The organism is Paenibacillus sp. FSL R7-0297 (assembly GCF_038009025.1).
Classification (GTDB): Bacteria; Bacillota; Bacilli; order Paenibacillales; family Paenibacillaceae; genus Paenibacillus_AQ.
On the sequence record NZ_JBBPAQ010000001.1, the window covers coordinates 6,308,597 to 6,328,807 of the forward strand.

Annotated in this window: 18 protein-coding genes; 4 read left to right on the forward strand and 14 right to left on the reverse strand. The window is 49.4% G+C overall.

Annotated elements, in window-relative coordinates; genetic code table 11:
* Positions 1-507 precede the first annotated feature (507 nt).
* Both MKZ24_RS27585 and MKZ24_RS27590 read left to right on the forward strand, forming a co-directional pair.
* Positions 508-687 carry a hypothetical protein gene (locus MKZ24_RS27585; RefSeq protein WP_197073063.1) on the forward strand — a complete coding sequence of 60 codons (180 nt, stop codon included), beginning with the start codon at positions 508-510 and terminating at the stop codon, positions 685-687.
* Positions 688-732: 45 nt separating this feature from the next.
* Positions 733-1,350: a TetR/AcrR family transcriptional regulator gene (locus tag MKZ24_RS27590; protein ID WP_052416190.1), complete on the forward strand. Its 618-nt coding sequence runs from the start codon at positions 733-735 to the stop codon at positions 1,348-1,350.
* Here MKZ24_RS27590 and MKZ24_RS27595 read toward each other — a convergent pair.
* From MKZ24_RS27595 to MKZ24_RS27605, 3 genes are read right to left on the reverse strand one after another with little or no spacing between them, the layout of a single operon-like run.
* Positions 1,325-2,683 (reverse strand): HAMP domain-containing sensor histidine kinase, encoded by a 1,359-nt coding sequence (locus MKZ24_RS27595; RefSeq protein WP_042234584.1) that lies wholly within the window; start codon positions 2,681-2,683, stop codon positions 1,325-1,327. The two genes, MKZ24_RS27590 and MKZ24_RS27595, sit on opposite strands and share 26 nt — an antisense overlap.
* Positions 2,680-3,357: a response regulator transcription factor gene (locus MKZ24_RS27600; protein ID WP_042242054.1), complete on the reverse strand. Its 678-nt coding sequence runs from the start codon at positions 3,355-3,357 to the stop codon at positions 2,680-2,682. Before MKZ24_RS27600 ends, MKZ24_RS27595 begins: the two co-directional genes overlap by 4 nt.
* Positions 3,358-3,379: 22 nt before the next feature.
* Positions 3,380-5,344, reverse strand: a complete 1,965-nt coding sequence (locus MKZ24_RS27605) for a serine hydrolase domain-containing protein (RefSeq protein WP_231637816.1) — start codon at positions 5,342-5,344, stop codon at positions 3,380-3,382.
* A 443-nt stretch (positions 5,345-5,787) separates the two neighbouring features.
* On the opposite strand from MKZ24_RS27605, the gene MKZ24_RS27610 reads away from it, so the two are divergent.
* On the forward strand, positions 5,788-6,111 hold the full coding sequence (locus MKZ24_RS27610; RefSeq protein ID WP_042236251.1) for a transposase: 324 nt from the start codon (positions 5,788-5,790) through the stop codon (positions 6,109-6,111).
* A gap of 35 nt (positions 6,112-6,146) precedes the next feature.
* Complete coding sequence (locus tag MKZ24_RS27615; RefSeq protein ID WP_052416376.1) at positions 6,147-7,046, forward strand: IS3 family transposase; 900 nt, start codon at positions 6,147-6,149, stop codon at positions 7,044-7,046.
* 132 nt (positions 7,047-7,178) lie between these two features.
* Here the strand turns inward: MKZ24_RS27615 and MKZ24_RS27620 are convergent, their stop codons facing one another.
* The 11 genes from MKZ24_RS27620 to MKZ24_RS27670 all read right to left on the reverse strand — a co-directional run bounded on the left by MKZ24_RS27620 (position 7,179) and on the right by MKZ24_RS27670 (position 20,210).
* Entirely contained in the window at positions 7,179-8,744 is a 1,566-nt protein-coding gene (locus MKZ24_RS27620; RefSeq protein WP_340788734.1) for a transposase, read from the reverse strand.
* Between the two features lie 232 nt (positions 8,745-8,976).
* Complete coding sequence (locus tag MKZ24_RS27625) at positions 8,977-9,507, reverse strand: hypothetical protein (RefSeq protein ID WP_042234579.1); 531 nt, start codon at positions 9,505-9,507, stop codon at positions 8,977-8,979.
* Between the two features lie 114 nt (positions 9,508-9,621).
* Positions 9,622-10,059, reverse strand: a complete 438-nt coding sequence (locus MKZ24_RS27630; RefSeq protein WP_042234578.1) for a hypothetical protein — start codon at positions 10,057-10,059, stop codon at positions 9,622-9,624.
* Positions 10,060-10,360: 301 nt separating this feature from the next.
* A complete protein-coding gene (gene tnpB, locus MKZ24_RS27635; RefSeq protein ID WP_340788737.1) occupies positions 10,361-11,482 on the reverse strand; it encodes an IS200/IS605 family element RNA-guided endonuclease TnpB in 1,122 nt (373 codons plus the stop codon).
* Positions 11,483-11,854: 372 nt separating this feature from the next.
* A complete protein-coding gene (locus MKZ24_RS27640) occupies positions 11,855-12,133 on the reverse strand; it encodes a hypothetical protein (protein ID WP_042234572.1) in 279 nt (92 codons plus the stop codon).
* 513 nt (positions 12,134-12,646) lie between these two features.
* Entirely contained in the window at positions 12,647-13,219 is a 573-nt protein-coding gene (locus tag MKZ24_RS27645; RefSeq protein WP_042234568.1) for a CueP family metal-binding protein, read from the reverse strand.
* 35 nt (positions 13,220-13,254) lie between these two features.
* A complete protein-coding gene (locus MKZ24_RS27650) occupies positions 13,255-13,683 on the reverse strand; it encodes a hypothetical protein (RefSeq protein WP_042234566.1) in 429 nt (142 codons plus the stop codon).
* A 37-nt stretch (positions 13,684-13,720) separates the two neighbouring features.
* Positions 13,721-15,709, reverse strand: coding sequence for a Na+/H+ antiporter (locus MKZ24_RS27655; RefSeq protein ID WP_042234564.1), 1,989 nt, complete (start codon positions 15,707-15,709; stop codon positions 13,721-13,723).
* A gap of 507 nt (positions 15,710-16,216) precedes the next feature.
* Positions 16,217-17,539: an ABC transporter substrate-binding protein gene (locus MKZ24_RS27660; protein WP_042234562.1), complete on the reverse strand. Its 1,323-nt coding sequence runs from the start codon at positions 17,537-17,539 to the stop codon at positions 16,217-16,219.
* Positions 17,539-19,341, reverse strand: coding sequence for a sensor histidine kinase (locus MKZ24_RS27665; RefSeq protein ID WP_042234559.1), 1,803 nt, complete (start codon positions 19,339-19,341; stop codon positions 17,539-17,541). The genes MKZ24_RS27660 and MKZ24_RS27665 overlap by 1 nt, the downstream gene beginning before the upstream one ends.
* Positions 19,342-19,538: 197 nt before the next feature.
* Complete coding sequence (locus MKZ24_RS27670) at positions 19,539-20,210, reverse strand: hypothetical protein (RefSeq protein WP_156123056.1); 672 nt, start codon at positions 20,208-20,210, stop codon at positions 19,539-19,541.
* Position 20,211 lies beyond the last annotated feature (1 nt).

Here is a 20,211-nt window from a genome sequence, read left to right on the forward strand (position 1 = left end):
TTCATTCAGCTTATGAAGCAGCCTCGGCCGGGCTACCAGAGATTTACGGACATGGGGGATATGAAGTTTAGTATGGACCAACAATAAATATCCCTCCGTATATTTGCAGCATGTTATGCTGATATTCGCTATAAGTTAGCACCGTCTCTTCAGTCTCATATTATATCAGATAAGATACTTAATAATATCGACTCCACCCTAAAAAGTAGCGGTTGATATTTTCACCCTTGGAACGTAGTTCACTTCATTTCTGCGAAACCAAGGGGTATAGGTATCTTTAACGAATACAATTGATCTTTCTTTCGCATATAAGTATACACCTTGTGCAATGAGTATTCTTGTCGCATACTCCAAGTAAGGGAGAGATGACATGAGAAGAATGAGGAAAATCACGATCACGAATGGCACGCAGATTTCGTTAAGAACTTCGGGTATGCCCCCGAAGCGGATATCATCGGGGCAGCTTTTAAAGCGAACGGTCATCTAATGCATGCAGGTACGGTACTATTGCAATCCTACTCGGTATATGAAGAGATTCTGATCCACTTTCAGAACAACATCAACGTCTATCTCGCTGAGCAGGATGGCGTGAAGCTTCTGAAGTGGCTAGGTGATGCGGTCAACGATCGGAAACCCTATTCAGTGGGCAGCAAGTTCCTCACGATGCCGGAGCCGGCGCAGAGATAATTCTGGAAGCTTCGGAACATTAGCATAAGACAGGGGAGAAAATCATTGAATTTGCGTGAAAAGCAGATGCAATGGACGAGGGAGATTATTAAGGATACAGCGCTGGGCTTGTTCTGTGCTCAAGGTATTGAGCGCACGGGTATGGCTCAAATAGCGGAGCAAGCCGGCGTCTCCCGGCGCACTTTGTATCATCATTATAAGGACAAGGAAGAATTAGCCGCTCAAATCTATGTCCTGAACCTGGAGCAGATGTTTGGACAGCTGCTGTTTGACTTTGATTTTGCACAGCCTGTACAGTCACTGGAGAAGATTCTGAATCAATACCTGGCGCTGAGAGATCATCAGGAGTCACTGATCTACTATGATGCCATTTTCGGAGTATACTACAGCACCCTGTCCAAGAATCCTGCGGACCTGCCTGATTTCAAGAAGGCTATGGAAGTCTGTTATTCGGGGTTAATACGCCTTGAGACCGAATCTGTGACTCTGGAGGACAAAAAGAAGTGGCTGGACATTCTGCAGAAGTCCACCCGCCTGTATTTCATGTATTTACAAAAAGCCGTAATTATTACCCATCAGCGGGGCGGTTTGGTTACCGAGGAAGACCGGGCAGCGGACCGGCAATTCAAGGATTTCATCATGAATGGTGTACGGGCAACCTGACGATCATCGTGGTTCCCTCTTCAGCCGTAACGTCCACCTCAATGCTCCCCTGATGCAGGGAAACGATTTTTTGGACAATCGCAAGCCCCAGACCGTTCCCGTTGTTATTTCCCCTGCGCGACTTGTCTGCTTTATAGAATCTTTGGAATATGGCGCCAACCTCTTCCGGAGAAATCCCGATGCCGTTATCGCTGATGGTGACGGATACTTCTGCTGCACTGCTGTCTACACGGATACGGATCTTCCCGCCTTCAGGCGTGAACTTGATGCTGTTGCTGAGCAGATTCATCCATACTTGCTTCAGTTGGTCTTCATCACCAATGATATTGACGGCTTCGGGCAGTTCCAGATCGATAACGATGCTTCGGGCAGACCATTGCGGCTCACAGGTCACAACAATAGTTCTAATCTGCTCGTCAAGCCGGAAGAAGCCTGCTTGGAAGGGATGATGTCCGGAATCCAGGGAAGCGAGCTTCAGCAAATTATCACTTAGTCTCGACAGACGTCCACTCTCCGCAATGATGATATCCAGATAGTCCTTGCGCTCCTCCTCCGCAATCAAATCATTATTCTGCAGCGCCTTGGCAAAGCCGGAAATAGATGTGAGCGGTGTCTGGATTTCATGAGAGACATTCGATACGAAATCCTGCCTCATCAACTCCAGCTGCTTCAATTCTCCGGCCATCTCTACATAGCTTTGCGTCAACTCCCCGATCTCGTCCACACGGTTCCTTTTAAGATCCACCTCGAAGTCACCTTTGGCCAGTCTTTTGGTTGCATCCGTCAATGCCTTGATCGGCTCCACCAGATATCTGGCAGCCACAACAATACATACACTTCCCAGCACAAGCACTAGCAGCAGCACAAAGAGTACCATCCGGTTGACGATATCCTCATTCTCGGCAGAGTACTGCAAGAACATTGCATACCACTCCCCCTTGAGCATAAAGGGCATCCCGATGAACGTATCCTTATCTTCCGTCGAGGAACGATAAATCTTTCCCTGCAGCACTTGCCGGACAACCCCGGGGGTGATGGTCACAGCCGGACTATCCGAGAGCCCGTAAAAAGTATGTTCTCCGGATGGATCGTACAGGTTAATGGGATGTGCCGATATCTTAACCATACTATTCAGGAACTCATTGGTATCTTTAGGCTTGGCGTCATCATAGCGGTGAATGATCTCCTGGCCCACTGCGAGCATTTCGCTCTGTCCCTTATAGCTTATTTGCTGCTGAAAAACATACAAGCCAATGAAAAAGGAACAGATCAGGCTGAAGATGATGATACTGAGAAACGTAAGAATGACCCGAACATACAGTGTCTTGATCATGGCTCAGGGATCAGCCGGTATCCCAGGCCGCGGGCGGTTTCGATTTGAAAACCCTCGCCATTGCCGCTGAACTTCTCCCTCAGCCGGCTGATATGCACATCTACAGTCCGCCCGTCCCCTTCATAATGGAGTCCCCAGATTTGCTGAATCAGTTGTTCTCTGGTGAAGATCTGCCCGGGGTGACTGATCAGCAGAAACAGAAGATCAAATTCCTTCAAGGGAAGCGTGACCGGTGCCCCACTGCGTGTAACCTGAAAGGTCCGGCGGTTAAGCACCACATTGCCGAGCTGCACGGACTGTGAAGTAACTACCAGTGAGCGTTTGAGCAGCGCTTTTACCCGCATCACCAGTTCCACCGGATCAAACGGCTTGGTCAGGTAATCATCCGTTCCGAGCTGAAACCCTTTGATTTTGTGGGCAGATTCCGCTTTGGCCGTCACCATGAGGAGGGGGAGGTTGGCATCCGAACGCCTGATTTCCCTGCACAGCTCCCAGCCATTCAGTCCCGGCATCATAATATCCAGAATGACAAGATCGATCTGTGAATCCTCTATGATGGACAAGGCCTTGGTGCCGTCCCCGGCTTCTTCGAGGTCGAACCCTTCTTTGCGCAGATATAGAGACATCAGCTTCCGGATATTATCATCATCATCCGCGATAAGTATAGTAGCCACGATCATCCTTCTCTCTTAAGCGTTATCCAAACTGCCAGCCGAGCAGATTCCAATAGTAGAAGAAGATCATCAGTACGACAGCCGAAAGCGTCACTAACGTGTAATGCACCCGTTTAAAGGCGGTCCAATACTTATTTATCCAAACCAATATAGCCGAGATTAACATTGCTAAGGTCAAGCCCGCCATAATGATTGGCATAACCAGGCTGACAGACAGCAAAGGACTGATACCGCTGAGCTTCTGCATAATGTCCATGGACATAATAACCATAAACAGAGTAATAAAAGATAACAGCGCCCAGCCGGCAGTTCCCGCAGATAATCGGATGGCCCGCTTTTCTGGGGGCGTCATCGCCTTGAACCTGCGTCTGAAGAAGAGGGGGCCGGGCAATGCCGTGATGAAAATGAATCCCACGACACCAAGGAGGATAAGCCAAAACTTACTCTGGTCCAAAAGGGGCGTACGCTCCAGCGGCATCTCCGGAGCCATGTCCAGGAGCATATGTGTAACTTTGCCGGACTCATCCGTAAGGAAGCCGATTTGATCGGTCCCTCCTTCAAGCTGGAACAGGTTAGGACCGATGGCTCTGTACAGCTGTTGTTCACTGCCGCTTCCCAAGGATAGCTTATTATCCGCAATCGTAACATTCAGCTGGGCAAAAAAGTTAAAGAACTTGTCAATATCACTTATGTTGCGGCGTGTAAATTGATAGGAGCCGGCATATTTCTGCACGGATTCCCCAGAAGCCGAGAACTCCGGCTGCTTCACTTCGGGAGCGGGATAATACCGGTTGAACAAGGCCTGGACCAGTTTTGCTGCCGATTCACTGCCTTGACCGCCATTGTAGGATAAGAAAATCCCCAGTTGCTTGGCAGGTGCGAGAAACAATTCCGTATTAAACATCGGATCGGAGCCGCCATGAGAGATTAATGTTAACCCGTTCACCCGCTTCTCAGCGAATCCGAGTGCTACTCCCGGCAGGCGCTTATCGAGCTGGAATGCCGTTGAATGCATGAATGCAGCAGTCTCAGGCTTCAGAATCTGCCGGTCTCCATATCTCCCGTCCTGCAGATGGGCGATCATGAAGTGTGCCATGTCTACCGCAGATACGGTACCCGAGCCGGCAGGACGAAATCCGCCCTCGAATGTAGGCGTGCCTGGAATAAAGCTTCCATTCTCGCTATTATACCCTACCACCTGGTACGGGATGAATGAGTCCGGCAATGGCTCCACGACCGTCGAATATTTCATGTCCAGCGGATCGAAAATATACTTTTGAATATATTCATTGTATGGAATGCCGCTTACATCCTCCACAATCATACCCGCAAGCGTGGCACCATAGTTAGAATAGGCACTCATCTCACCGGGCGGTCTGATCCGGGCAAGCATATGTTTATGGAGTGTTTCCGAGATGGACCCAGGCAATCCGGCTGGATCAGTGACGATCTGATAACCGACTCCCCCCTCTTCAAACCCTGCTGTATGGGTCATCAAATGACGCATGGTGACGGGTTCAGGATAAGTGGCGGGAATCTTCACGGATTTCAGGTAGGTGTTAATGTCCGTGTCCAGCTCAATCTTACCTTGTTCCACCAGCTGCATTACAGCAGTCCAGGTGAACAGCTTGGTCGTAGAAGCGATACGGAACATGCTGGTTACAGGGTCAACCGGAGCCGCTTGTTTCAGATTGGAACTGCCATACCCTTTGTCCAAAATGATCTTGCCGTCCTTAACGATGGAGATCACCGCTCCCGGAATTTGCAGCCGGTTCATATCCTCTTCCATGATTCCGTCAACGAAAGCAGTCAGACCCGCGATATCCTCCAGATTGGCGGCAGGTGCTTCAGTCTGAGGTACCACTGGCTTGGTTTGAGCCGTCCCGGCCTTGACATGTTTCCCGGGAAATATGAGGCTCATGCTTAACCCGATTACAGCTAATATTGTCAGACCAGCGGCCAGCCTTTTATTCATAGTTTTTTCCATATTATCCTCCGCATCATCTTATATATTGTAGTCCGGATGATCATCCGCCTGACACTTATAGAGACTAACAGAGTATTGTGAATAGAACGTTAACAAGACTATAAGCTGTCCACGAGCAGGTTCATTACACGAATCTATGAGCTGGTTCATCTGCGCAAATCCGTGGGCGAACAGGTCGGTGAAATTCTTCAGGTCGATAAACTTCTTAATGTCTATATAGTAATCCTGCCTGGTCCGCGCGCATCCTCATAGTGCGTTTGGAGCAGATGGAGCGAATGGAGCGAAGTAAGGCCACTATTACTCTAAATCCTGCACTCAATACAACATTTCCCTCCTTAAAAGGGCCGAAATTGGAAATTGTTGCACAAAATCTCTTAAGCCCCCTAATCGAATTGGAGTCCTAAAGATGCATAAGGTACACTAATAGAGAAGGGGATGAGGACATGAAAAGTAACAAGTTGTACGATGAACAACGGATTAAAGTTGCCCAGGAAGCGATTAATGGGACGAAGCTCTCTTTCCTCGCCCGTAAATATTCAGTTTCTCCCAGCACGATTACGAACTGGGTGAAGTTCTACAAAGAACGATTTGGTGAGCAAGCGACACCTTCAGTTAACGAACGTATTGAAGATGCCAAACGTGTCCAAGAGTTAGAGACCAAAATGGACACTGCGATTAAACTGCTGGGCGAAAAGGATTTGGAGATCGAACTCCTGCGTGAACTGCTAAAAAAGACCAACCCCGCTTACAAGACAGACTTGAAATAGCCGATGAAAGCATTAAGCGGGGCTATGCGGTATCGGTGGTACTTCGGCTGGTGGGTGTGCTGGAATCGACCTACTATGCCCGCAAACAGCGTCAAAAGGAGAACACCAAATCTACGGTAAGCTTAGGGACAGCCGGAAGACCGATCCCAGCGTATTCGTTGACGAAAGACGGCCAGAAGGTCAGCGACGAGCAGATCGAAGAATGGCTTAGCGAACTCGTTGCAGGCGAGGAACACGGCTACGGTTACCGTAACTTAGCGCATGCCCTCTACATCCAGCATGACTTAATTCTGAACCACAAGAAGGCCTACCGGCTTTGTAAAAAGCTAGGGCTGCTCCAAAAGAAACCTGACAAGAAAGTGAGATATCCAAGACGGCTTGCCCAAAACCGCGTGGTTACCGGAGCCAACCAACTTTGGCAAATAGATATTAAGTACGGATACATTCATGGCTACGACCGCTTCTTTTTTATCTTTGACATGATTGATGTGTTTGACCGCTGTATTGTCGGCTACCACTTGGGTGCAAGTTGCAGTGCAAAGGAGATCTGCACGACCATTAAGCAGGCGTTGAAGGCCCGTATACAGCCTGGAGGGGCTAGGCCTATTCTTCGCTCAGACAATGGTCCTCAATTTCTCAGTCATGCTTTTGCAGAGATGTGTATGGACCCGGATGAACCTTTGATTCATGAACGGATTCCGCCTAAAACGCCGAATATGAATGCATATATTGAGTCCTTCCACAGCATTTTAGAACGAGATCTCTACAGCAAAATGTACTTTGAAACCTTTGAAGAAGCCTACGAGACTGTCACGGAGTACATTGAATTTTACAACGAACGCCGCTTTCACGGCAGTTTAAACCGATTGAGTCCTAACCAATACCATGCGGCATGGAGAGCAGGCCAAGTGGCAGAGGTAAACATCTCACTTTAAGAAACTGCAAGAACCAGAGATTTCAAGAGAATGACTCCATAATTAAGGGGCCGAACCGAAATGCAGCAATTCTCCTCCACCAAGCCGATTATTGTAATAATTGTTGTATTTCGGAGGTCATTTTTTAGAAAATTAGGCTACTTGCTGGGATTTGCTCAACTGTTTGTTCAACTTGTCCAATGCAAACTTACTAAGATTGTAAGCTAGTGTACTGAGCTGGAAATCGACACTTGCCCGTACGCCGCGGTGACGTGTGCGTTTCATGCCAAAATACTCTTTGAGATAGGCAAAAACACGTTCCACTGCCGTACGCTTTTTGTACAGCTCTGTAAAGCTTTCGCTCCCTCTTGCGGGATAGGTATGCTTACGCAAATCCGTTTGGATGCGGATTTTAAACACCTTTTGGCATCCGGAACCCAGTAGTGGGCAGCCTTTGCACTCGCTCGGCTGGGTATACTTCAGCGTTTCGTACTTGGCATCAAAACTGTCGTAGCGGTAGGCATGTCCTTGGGAGCATACCGGCGTGTAGTCCACGTTCATTCCCTCGGGCGGATCTTTGCGGTGAATCATGGGAATCGCCGGATAGGCACCTAACGAATGAATCAACTGGTAGATAGACGCGCAGTCGTACCCTTTGTCGCCCAAGATATGCTTTACCTTCAGTGTGGGAAACTTCAGGGGCAGGCCTTTGAGAAGAATAACGGCCATGCGCTGGTCATTCGGATTCGCCGAACTAAAGAGGCCGCTCAAGATATACTGGCAGTCCGTATCGACGAGCAGATTCGCCTTGAAACCGTAGTAGCTCGTCATTCGACCCTTCGTATTTTTCTTGTCACAACGCGCGGCATGCCGGGGCAGCGCGGCCAGCAGTTCGTCATACGTGTAAGGTAACATCGCTTCAATGGTTTTCTGAAACGGTCCGAGACTTTGGTCATATGCTTCCTGTTCCTGACGCCGGCGTTCCCTTGCCGCATTCGTTGGACGTCCACGCTTGTCGTAGACGGGTTTCTTCGGTGGTTCGTTCACAGCCGCCTCAGGCTCAGGCTCGGGAAGTTTGAACTGAAGTTGCTGGGCTCCTGGAGCCTCATTTGGCTTTTGCCCTCGGCGAGCCGCACGGCGCTTGGCGGCCGATTCGCTAAATTGGCAATCCCAAGCCTCGACCATGGAGGAATCCACGGCAATATGTGTGCCGGTTACAAAGCCTTCTTCTAGGGCAGAGGTCACCAAGGTATCCTGCAGTTTTTCAAGCATCCCCGTGTGCTCCAGCGCATGAATCAAACGGGAATACGAAGATTCGCTCGGGATATTATCGGAGCCGGTAAATCGGCACTGCGCCCGAAACTCTTCGCTATGGGTAAGACGCCAGACCAGGGAAGAAACAAACTCGATGTTCTCCATTTTAGCGATGAGCAAGGAATAGATCATGGCAGGTACATTCAGTTGTTCGGGCCGGCCCCGGTTGTTCTTTTTCCGAAGAACGTGCAGAACCTTGGCGAGATCTAAGTGTTCAAAGATTTGGCTGTATTTATCTTCCGGGCGCATCAGGAACAATTCCTTGAAGGAAAACAGTTCTTCTTGTCGAATGGAATAGATAGGGATTACCTCTTTTCGTTCTCGGGTGTTGGTTTGGTCGCCTATATCTTCGAGAACTTGGGGAGGTACTCCTTTTTCTATGCCTAAAAAAAACAGTCCCAGCAAGGGTTTGGAATTATGAAATTGACTCTTTCATACAACATTTTATCCTGTACATCCGCGAGCTTAAGAATCCCATTAGCCGCTATAGGCTGGAGCTCTGAGACAACACCTCATTCCAAACAGACTCCCTAACTCACAAAACCAACTTGAATACTCAAAGCTCTTTTCCGGGCCAATGCATCAGCACTTACATAAACAGCTACAGAAACAACTACACGAACCACTACAGGAACAACTACAGGAACATATCGGGTACTCCCTGCACCGGCTCGTAATAACAAATATATGAATTTTGCATCACCGGACGGAGCAGACCTTTACGTACCAGCTCCTGCAGCTGCTTACGCGCCGTCCGAAAGTTCAGATGGTGTTGCAGCATCACGTCCTTGGGACGTAGTCCCTTGTCCAGGCTCCAAGCCAGTTTAACAATTTCCTTGTCCTGCGGGGAGAGGGATTGCCCGGACGGAACCCGGATCAATGAAGGGGCAATGATCATTTGCAGCAGCATGCGGCAGATCTCAGGACGGTTCTGCACATCATCGAAGGAGAAATGTATAATTCTCCAGCCCAGTCCATTCAAAAAGGTATCCCGGTCCTCATATTCAGGATGCAGATGATCCAGATTGCCGAACAGCGGCCACCAGACATTTTGCAGGAATAGCTTCTCGGCATATTGATGCCCCCGTGCCAGCCGGCCTCTGCGCTCCCCTGTTCTGACCGATAAATGCTGGTCCATTAGCAGCTGATGTGCGTTTTCAAATTCCATATTCAGTTACCTCCCTCTCTCATTTACGCAAAAAAAGAACGCCCCTCTGCCAGCAGCAGCTTGGGACGTTCTTCGTCTGAGTTAATTATACCCCTAGCACAACAGGTGCGGCAATCATGTTTCTTCGTACCTTTTAGGGAATTTCAACACCCATAGTGCTACAACTAAAATTATTTGTATTACCAAATAGTAAAAAGGGAAAATCATGACCAATTCAAATAATCCGCTATCAAATTTCAAATCTATAAAACCATATTCAGCAGGCTCACTTACTTTATCTTTATGAAGAAGAAACAGAAAACCAACACTAGGAATAGTACTTACACAAAACCAAAGTAAGTTATATCTAACTCTTCTTGTTACTAATGACATCATGCAGGTTACATACAGAATAATGAATAGAACAGAATATATTATGATTGCTTGTCGTACCGCTGCCTCGTCCCACGCCTCTGCTTTGATATTCAGAAAATGAATCACAAATAAATGCACCACTGCGATAAAAAACACTTGTGAAACTGCCCTTATTCCAGTAACAAATTTATTCTTCAAATACATATCACCTCACGATAGGCCCCTTATATTCTTTTCCATTACTCTTACATTAATAAGATAATATATAGTCATGATTAATTGGATGATTATAATACCTATTGGAAGCAGATAGATTATTTCAGCCGAATACTTCGGCATTGTATTGAATTCTCCCCCACTTAGCTAACGCTTGAAGTGGCGGATTCTTGCGAACAGAAGAGTACCCTCTTCTTATGGAGCAAGCGATCCCTGCGTTCCCGCAGTTTTACATTTTTGACGCTAGGGAAATCTTGAATTCTATCGTTTGGTTAGGTGGGGGTTAAACCGCTACTTGTTCAATATTGTGAGCGGCGTTTTCGTCACGGTCATGGATCGTCCCGCAGGGCGTACACGTCCATTCCCGAATGGACAGGTTCTTCACCTCGGGGTGGATCGTGCCACACACATGGCAACGCTGACTGGTCGGCTCAAACGTGTCGGCGATCCGAAGATTTCGTCCATACCATTTCGCTTTATACGTCAGCTGTCGCACCCACTCGCCCCAAGACGCATCAGCAATGGATTTTGAAAACTTGGGGTTCTGAATCATATTCGCCACACGCAGATGTTCGATACTAATCGTTTGGTTTTCACGAATCAGTCTCGTGGTCAGCTTGTGGAGGAAGTCATTTCGTTTATTGGCAATGCGTTCGTGAATACGAGCGATATGCTGCCTTGCTTTCTTCCAGTTGGAGCCGCCCGGAGTACGCCGAGCCATCCGCCGCTGCCAAAGCGCCAGCTTGTTCTCGTATTGACGGTAAAAGCGAGGATTGGCGATATGTTCGCCGTTTGAGCATACTGCATATTCTTTCAAGCCTAAGTCGATGCCAATAGGTGTATCCACTTGGGGCAGAGGGTTCTTTTGAACTTCGCAAACGAGCGAGACGAAAAATTTCCCGCTGGCGTTTTTACGAACGGTAGCGGACAATATCCGGCCTTCCAGCTTCCGGGAGTTTGCAAAACGTATCCAGCCGAGTTTGGGGAGCTTCAAGCGACTGCCCTCCATGGCGATATTCCCGTTGGTGAATTTGGTCGTGTAACTTTGAATCGGATGCTTTCGGCTCTTGAAGCGTGGCGCTTGATTTTGCTTCTTGAAAAAACGATCAAAGCTATCCGCCACATGACGAGCAGCCGACTGCAAAGCGATGCTATCGACTTCTTTCAGCCAGTCGTATTGTGCTTTTAAACCGGGGAGTTGTGTCGCACAAGCGTGATAAGACAAGCCTTTTCCCGTTTCCGCATAGCTTTGATTCCAAGCTCCCAAGAAGTAATTGAACACAAAACGGCAGCAGCCAAACATTCGACGAATGAGTTGCTGTTGCTCTGTATTGGGGTAGATCCGATATTTATAGGCTTGATGAACCAGGTGTTTCGAAGAAACCTCCTGCGCAGACACGAGCATGTGCAACACCTCCTTTTAGTGATCTCATCCATATTATAGCACATACGTTCGTCTTGAAATCGAAAACTACTGATTCATCCCCACCCTATCGAGGGTGGAGTATTCTCAGCTTTTTTAGATAAACAATACACCGTTGAGAAAGCACATGGCGAGGGGAAGGATGTACGTTTTACACAGTAAAAATATTAACTCTGTTCCCCCTCCTCCCTCTATCCTGATCCCAAGAAAGTAAATTAATATCAAATGTATTGCAATTGCTGCCAGTATATATAGAATGGCTTGGAGTACCGCCTTTATAGATTTCTTCATTGTTTTTCTCCCTTGCTTTAACATGTATTAGGCAAAATGATTATTATTTGAATAAATCTCTAGTTATGTAAGCCAAGGCGCAAGTAAGAATAAGAGCATTATCGTGCTAAAACAGATCAGAAGCAAAAGATGAAGGTTCTTCTCTAATAAGTGTTTTGCAAAGAAAAAACAGATTACCAGGCACACTAACAAAAGGACAATATAAAACGACAGTTGATTATAGTCGGTTGCTGCCCAAAATAAACCGCCTCCGCCAGCAGAAAAGACTATGCCGATGACTAGAAAGTACATTCCCACTCCCATTAATCCGCTTAAAGCAACAAATATCAAACTGATAATCATATTCCGCTCCTTAGACTTGGTCACTGTTCCTCATCAGCAAGATATAATATCAGGAATCTATTGAATATTTTCCCTTTACCCCAAGTTATCGGATTCTCCCTGTGATTTGTGTAGATCAACAAGATTAAACACCCTTCTTCTGACATATCCTCAGGTGGTGCTGATACATCAATTTCTCGGCATTCTCCGCACCGACTTTGTCCATCTGGCTGATGAAATCGTTGTAGGGCGTTGTTGTCCTTAAGCTTCAAGCCCATAATTTCCTGCTTGAATTTCGGCAGGCCGTCAACCATGTCATAAGACTAGCCTTCAAAGAATAGGCATAATTGTTGTACGGAATACAATTCTGATTACCAGTTACCCCTGTGTTTGGGCGAATTGTTGTATTTCGATCGATCTCACGAGAAAAATGTTGTATTTTGTTCAGTAAATGATCACAGCAAAAAGCCGCCTCCCTGCCGCTGAATAGCAGAACCCGGAAGACGGCTTAGACCGTAAACTAATAGAAATAGATTAACTTAATTGCATAGTGGTTAGGCAGGTGTCATCGCTCTCGAAGGTGGATACTTCGGTCATGGCTTGTTTCCCGTCATGCGTGACGGTGATCTGAAGCTTCTGGTCGCGCGGGAGCCATAGGTCGATGAACCCGTTAGGCTGGGACTTCAAGGTCTGCTTCATCACTTCCTTGCCTTCGGCGTCTTCAATGTATACATAAAATTCCTGACCCGCCATTTCCCCCTGGCAGCCGGTCAGGCTGTGTGTTGCACACGGATGCGTCTTCTGCACATACGGGGCAACCGACAGAAAGAATTCGTTCTCCGGCAAATCATAGGTGACTTCATTTGGACCGCCGCTGTCCACGATGAGCTGGGTGGAGGTAATGGAGGCGGACTGGGACGTCAACGTGCGCGAGCTGTAATCAGACACCATCTGCTTAATGTCCTGAACAGCGGCCTGACTAACCGGCTGGCTGCTGCCCTGTCCCCCTTCAACGTCAGCCGTGTTTCGTTCACCGCTTCCGGCATAAATAAAGATTCCGATGGCCGCAACAACTGCACATGTACCCGCCACGATTTGTTTTCGCATACTCTATATGTTCATCTCCTTGTGGAATATCAGCCTTAATACTTGTCTTGATCATTTCTCCGCTCCACTTTCCAAACATACAGCAGGAAGAGCTGAAGAACAAAGTAAATGAAGGGAAGAAGTGCAATCAATTGAAAATCATAACCAAACAGACCCAAAAAATCTTCCTCAGCTTTACTTGCATCATAAGTTACTCTAGATACACTTAAAAAAATAAATCCCGGCACCAGGTTGGCAAGCCACCAAATGAGTTTGTATTTCAGAATATTAACCCGAAAAAAAATAATATAATTGATACATACAAGAATGACTGGAATGGCGTAAACTTGTTCCAAGTCTGATAAAACGGCATGATTCCAGCCCTCGATCCGAATACCCAGTACATAAATCAGTAACAAATGCAGTGAAATAAGGATTGCTGTACTTATCAATGCCTTTGTAATTAGAACCGCCAGATTCTTCATCCCCGCATCCTTCCGGAAATTTTTTCATTCCCGCTGCCTAGCCCATTTCTTCCCTCAATTCATATTCCATAAACAGAATATCACGTTTCATTTCCTTCATGCTAGCTCTGGTAATGCGTCCGCTCTCGTACATGAGCTGAATGTTGTCACGCTCCAGCTGAATCCCTGCTCTGGACAGCTCCTGCAGAGCCTCTTCAAACTCCCGTTTGGTGGAGGAAAGTGACTCCGTACGTGTCAATCTCATCTGCGCCCGTTCATAACGCATGATCAGGGCGCTGACCGCTTCGGGTTCGGTCTCCCCCCTACTTTGCAGCTCTATCAGCTTCTTCAAGACGTATGCAAAATTGGCCGACTGCAGCCGGTTCCATTCCTCACGCCGTTCCTGTCCGCTTAGACGAACCTGCTGAATCACCCCTACAATCTCTTCCCAGCTTTTGATTGGAACCAGGTCATTCCTGTATTCCGGATCACGGGTGTGCATGAATAGCTGCTTGTTCAGCCGGTTCAGATAACGGTAGGCCGTGTACGGGTTCACCTCCCGCTGCTTCATCGCAGTCAGGGTGTACTCTCTTTGCCACTTGAGCGATGTAACACCCAGCATCCGCTCCATTTCCTCTGCAGCTTCATTTTTCTTCAGCATGCGGATTCTTGAAGTGTAGGTGCTGATCAAGTGGCTCAGAGCCATTCTTGAATGATCCGTAGCCTGATCGTTTAGACCGGAAACTACATTGCGCAGAATTTCGATCTTGGCCTCCACCTCTTCGGCATTATGCTCTGCTTCATTTTCTTTGCCGAGCAGCAGCGGCAGCAGATAGTTGGAGGCCAGCAGGGTCCAGAGTATCACACCCGCCGCAAGGAAAATAATCAGATCCCTGGCCGGAAACCGGGTACCGTCATCCAGGAAAAACGGCAGTGACATCGTACTCGCGAGTGTGATCGTTCCCCGGACTCCTGACAGCGTGAGAATGAGGGCTTTCTTGAACTCCAGCTTCCAGTGTCCCCGCGGCTCCTCCCCTTCGGGAATATCCATAATCAGCATCCAGATCAGGCGCAGGCCAAGAACAGCCGCTGTTAATAATAACGTGTACAGGATTACCTGGAAGTTCCCGATATCCGGATTGTTCCAGACAGTCTGTATGATCTCCGGCAGCTGTGTACCCAGCAGCAGGAAGACCAGGCCGTTCAAGACGAAGATAATGACGGACCAGGTGCTTTTGGACACGATGCTCAGCTTAGCCACCTCGGGATTCATCTGCTTATATCCGAAGGAATGGGCAATACCTGCGCTGACAACGGCCAGGATTCCATTAACCCCCAGCTCCTCTGCCGCCATAAAAATCGCAAATGGGGTCAGAATCTCAATCAGCATATGTAACGTAACGTTCTCCATCCCGAGTCTGCGCAGCCATCTGACTATCCCGTATTTAATCAGCGTGAGCAGCAGCCCCAGCACGACACCGCCGAGTGAAATGGTAATGAAGCTCAGGCTGGCTGTTCTGAGGGAGAATGCCCCGGTGACCATAGCGGCCACGGCAAACTGAAAGGATACCAGACCTGAAGCATCGTTGATCAAAGATTCCCCTTCGAGAATTTGCATCGTCTGATGCGGGATTTTGACCTTCTGCTCCAACGCGCCTACAGCGATGGCATCCGTAGGGGCAAGTGCCGCTGCCAGGGCAAACGCCGCAGCTAACGGCAGTATAGGCAGCAGCCAATGGAGGAAGTAACCCAGGACAGCTACCGTCAGGAGGACCAGTCCCAGCGCGAGCAGCAAAATGGGCTTCTTCAGCTTCCATAACGCCACTTTATCCGCAAGCCTGCCGTCATTAAACAATAAGGGGGCAATGAAGAGCAGCAGAAACAGCTCTGGATTCAATGTCAGTTCAAAATGCAAAGGCAGCCAGGTCAAAGCCATCCCCAGCACAATTTGAATGATGGGCACGGAAACCGAGGGGATAAACCGGTTCACCAGATTGGACAACGAGACCGCTGCGAGCATCAGCAAAATATATTCAAATAATTCCAAGCGATCAAACCTCCATGTCTGCACTCTCTAGCGCTGCTATAAAAATAAAATTCGTATGTAAACTCAGTATAAACGATCTTTAGGCAAATATCCGCCCCGTACGTTCCGGGCATGCAAGTCAGCAGCTCAGCTCACGCGTGCGGACAGTTACGAATTGTTGTATGCATGCAGCATTGTTCAGTGATAATCGGGTGCCCGGGAGGATTGTTGTATGAAATACAGGATTATTTCATATATCGGCTTAGTGGAGAAGAAATTCCTGTCTTTTATACAACAAATTTGAGTTATAGCCGATTTAACAGGAGAATTGTTGCATTTCATGCAGGATTTTGCATCAAGTCTAAGCGAATTCGCATTCAACCCGTTGCCTGCAGCAGTCGCGTTACTCAAACCGGTCCCTATCCACGCCATGCAAAATAACCCCACAAAGTGGGGCTGTAGCTTCGATGATTACTCAGGTACTTTGCGGGGCAGAAGGCGGTCCTTATCGTGTACGAATTCCTTATCCTATTTCATTAGCGGGCCCACCTCAAGCTCCATTTGTCCGAGCAGCCCGTCCACGGTAGAGCTTTGCGTGTAGAGCCCGTCCAGCAGCCTCTGGATCTTCGTATCAATCTGCTGCCAATTCTTATGGCCTGGCGCGATCCGGGCATCCGCGATCTGGTCGAGCACGGCCAGCTGGATGCTCTCCGGCGAAGGCTTGGAAGCCGCTCTCAGGAAGACATCTGATTCAAGCACGGATCGCCGGGAGGGTACGAAATATTGCGCGGTAACACTCATGGCTTCTGCGCTGGTGATGAACTTCAGGAATTCCGCGGCTTCGGCCGGATGTCTCGTCTCGAATACAGAGACTCCAGCATAACCCAGCGAAGTTCCAGTCCCCTTAACACCTGCCGGCATTGGAGCGATATCCCAATCAAAGTCAGTAACCGCACGGGCCTTCGAGGTATAGCTGTAACGGTCCGTGTACATCCCGACCCGGCCACTGTCGAAGGTCAGCTCATCGCCCGGAAGCGGATGTACCTTATCCTTGAACATCATATCACTGTAGAGCTGCAGCGCCTCGCTCCCTGCGGGAGAATTCAGCGCAAAAGCCGTCGCACTGCCGTCAAAAAGCTCGGCGCCATGCGACCAGAACAGCGGGAGCAGCGCATCCGACCAGTTGTTCCAGTCGCGGACCAGCTTCACACCGTAGATGCCGCGCTGCGGATCAGTGAGGCTGCGTGCGGCCTTGAGAAACTCCTCGTAGTTCCATTTCCCTTCCTTATAGAGCTCGGTTGGCGTCTTCAGACCCTTCTCAAGAAACAGGTCCTTATTGTAATAGATCAGCACCGGAGGTGTAGAGAATGGGATTCCGTACACTCGATCCTCCCGCTTGAAGATGTCAAGTGTAGACGGATAAATATCCGCGAAGTTATATCCGTTGTCTTCTTTGACCTCTGCTGCAATGTCCACCAGCTGGCCCGATTCCAGCAGCTGGGGAATCATCCGCTCCGCCAGCCAGCCGGCATCGGGTGCGGTACGGGAGGCCAGCATGATCGACAGCTTCTGCTGATAATCAGCAAAAGGGATCGTCATGATCTCTACCTCCATCCCGGGATGGAGCAGTTCATATTCATCCACCAGGCCCTCAACCATTGCCTTCTGCGCATCGTTGCCCCAGATGCTGAACTTCAGCTTCACAGGCTCCTGCACAGCAGCCGCCTTACTTGCTCCTGCTTCTTCACCGTCCACGGATTTCCCGTCAGACGCCCCTCTTCCTGCCCCTGAAGAGCAGCCCGCAGTCATTAACACCGCTATCATAAGGCTTAGCAGCCTTGTCCGCATCATTAATCCTCCTCCTGCCTGTCCCCCGCGGGTCCGGCATTGTTCATGGCTTCCCAGTTCATCGGCAGCCGCAGTGAGACCGTTACCCCGCGCTCTGCCGTATTCTCAAGAGTTAATCCGTAAGGCTCTCCATAGAGCAGCCGGAGCCGCTGATGGACATTGCGCAGCGCAAAACCCTTTTGAATCCGGCCGAAGCCGCCCTGCTCCGTCTCCATACCGGGCCGGGATTTATTCTGATACAGCTGTTCTTTAAGCTCCTGCATCCGTTCACCGGTTATGCCAAGACCATCATCCTTGACGGACAGCACCAAGTCTTCCTCTTCCACCGAAGCCGTCAGGGCAAGCTGCAGCTTGTCCTGGCCCATGGCATGCTCGATAACATTCTCAATCAGCGGCTGCAGAATCAGCTTCGGCACCACGCAGTAATCGAAGGAAGAATCAATATGGATTACAGCCTGCAGCTTGTCTCCAAGACGCATACCCTGGATTCGCAGATACGCTTCTACGAATCTAACCTCATCCAGAACGTACACCATCTGCTCCTGGCGGCCGACCGTATAGCGCAGCAGCTTCCCGAGACTGGTCACCACACCCGAGAGTTCCCGGGTATTGCCTTGAAGGGCCAGCATGTTCACCATTTCCAGGGTATTGTACAAAAAATGCGGATGAATCTGGCTCTGCAGCGCCAGCAGCTCGGCCTCCCGTTCCTTCAGCCGGGTCTCATAGACCTCTTTGACCAGACGGTCGATCTCGCCGATCATCGTATTGAAGCCTTCGGTCAGCTGCCCGATTTCATCGCTTGTAGTGACCGTAGCCCGCTCCAGGAACAGCCCCCGCTTCACCTGCCGCATCTTCGACTGCAGATGGGCGATCGGCTTAATCAGGCGGTTCGACAGTAGAATCGCCGCCGCATAAGCAGCCATCAGGGCTATGATGGAGACAATCAAGGTAGAATTCGTTAGCTCGCGTGCGTCTTCTCGGAGCTGCGTCCGCGGAATCAGCGAGGTCACCTTAAGTCCCGTATAAGAAGAGCGGGCAGAGGCTGTAATATAGGATTCACTTGAATCGGGAAGCCCGTCTGGCCCTGAGTACAGCATGACCTGTTCCTTGCCGGTAATCTGCAGCAGACCGCTCCCGCTCGAACGCACCGTGGATACAATTGAACCGAACCCCCGCGCCGTCAGATCCACCTTGACGATCCCCAGCTTGTCATTCGTATAGGGCTCACGGATAACCCGGGCCACGGAGATAATCCCCTGCTTCGCCTCTGTATAATAGGCCGCAGCATGCGGCGGAAGGATGGCAAGACCACCGTCTTCCTGTTCAACCGCCTCCATCCAGTCTGCCATGCTGCGGTCCCACCGCTTCCTGACGCTCTGGTCCAGATTACTGAAGATTCCCCCGTCATTGGTGAACACCAGAATGCTCTCAATCTCCCCCCGGTCAAAAGCCAGCGAAGAAATAAACAGATTCATCTTCAGCGTCTCATCCGTAGTTAAATAGGTGTTCGCCGAGCCGCTGCTGCTGCTGTGCTTGCGGAGAATCTGCATCATATCCTCATCGTACAGCGGCGTAAGTGTAAGCCGGTCCAGTTCCTTAATGTAATGCTCCAGATTGATATTAATCTGGCTCACAACCTGATTGGAGAGCTCCACAGTGCTGCGCTCCACACCCGCAGTATATTTCTTATAGCTTATGGTGCCGATCACGAGAAACGGAATCGTAATCAGCAGGCAGAACAATACGATAAACTTGGTGCGCAGCGGCACATATATAGATTGGTTTGAACCTTTTCTGAATGGCATGCGGACAGCCTCCCCAAACTCTGGATACCCACTCCAACATAGCATAATTCGAGTCCGAAGTCAGAGACGTTCTCCCTGGCTGGCGCAATACTTCCTCTACAAAAATACAGCAGACAGCACACCTCTTAGGGTTGCTGTCTGCTCCTGTGAAGGAAGGTGAAACGGCATGCGGGAGAGTGCCGCACAGTAAATCCGGGTCAGCTGTTCTCAAGCTCCCCGGACCAAACGTCCGTCTGCCTCCAGAATTCAGCAGCAGTCAGCGTGCCGCTGTGAATCATATAAGCGTAGTCCAGTAGATTCGGCAGGCAGGGCAGATCCAGCAGATAACGGCTGAATGCATGCGCGGCGATCTCCGAGGTCTTGGTCACGCTGGCCCGGATGCGCAGCGGACCCAGGGAGAGGCTGCTGATGTCGTCAAGCCGCTTGTTGGTGTATCCCAGCTCCGTGAACTCCAGATCGTGGAACAGCTCATGCGCGAGATGGATGTCTGTGATTTCCTTCAGCGTGAAGGAACGGCCGGGAAGCAGCACACCGGCACACTGCCGCAGTTCTTCCATGGACGATTTATACAGTGTAATGGCACGCTCCTTGGCCGACAGCTCAATCTGGGCACGGAAGCGGATCTGCCCGATGGTGCCCTGCCGTTCATTGAGATTGACGCTGATTCCGCGGTCCCGGCAGATGGCCCCGACATCCGTGCCATAACGGGCTTTGAAAGAAGTGGCCTGCTCCCTGCCGATCGCCAGCGGGCGCTCTACATAATAACGCCGTTTGCTGTGCGGTATTCTGTGGAACAGCAGATCACTTTTGAGCTCGGCATATCCCAGCACATCATCGCTTGGCAGTGTACGCGCAGCTGTCTTCATCACC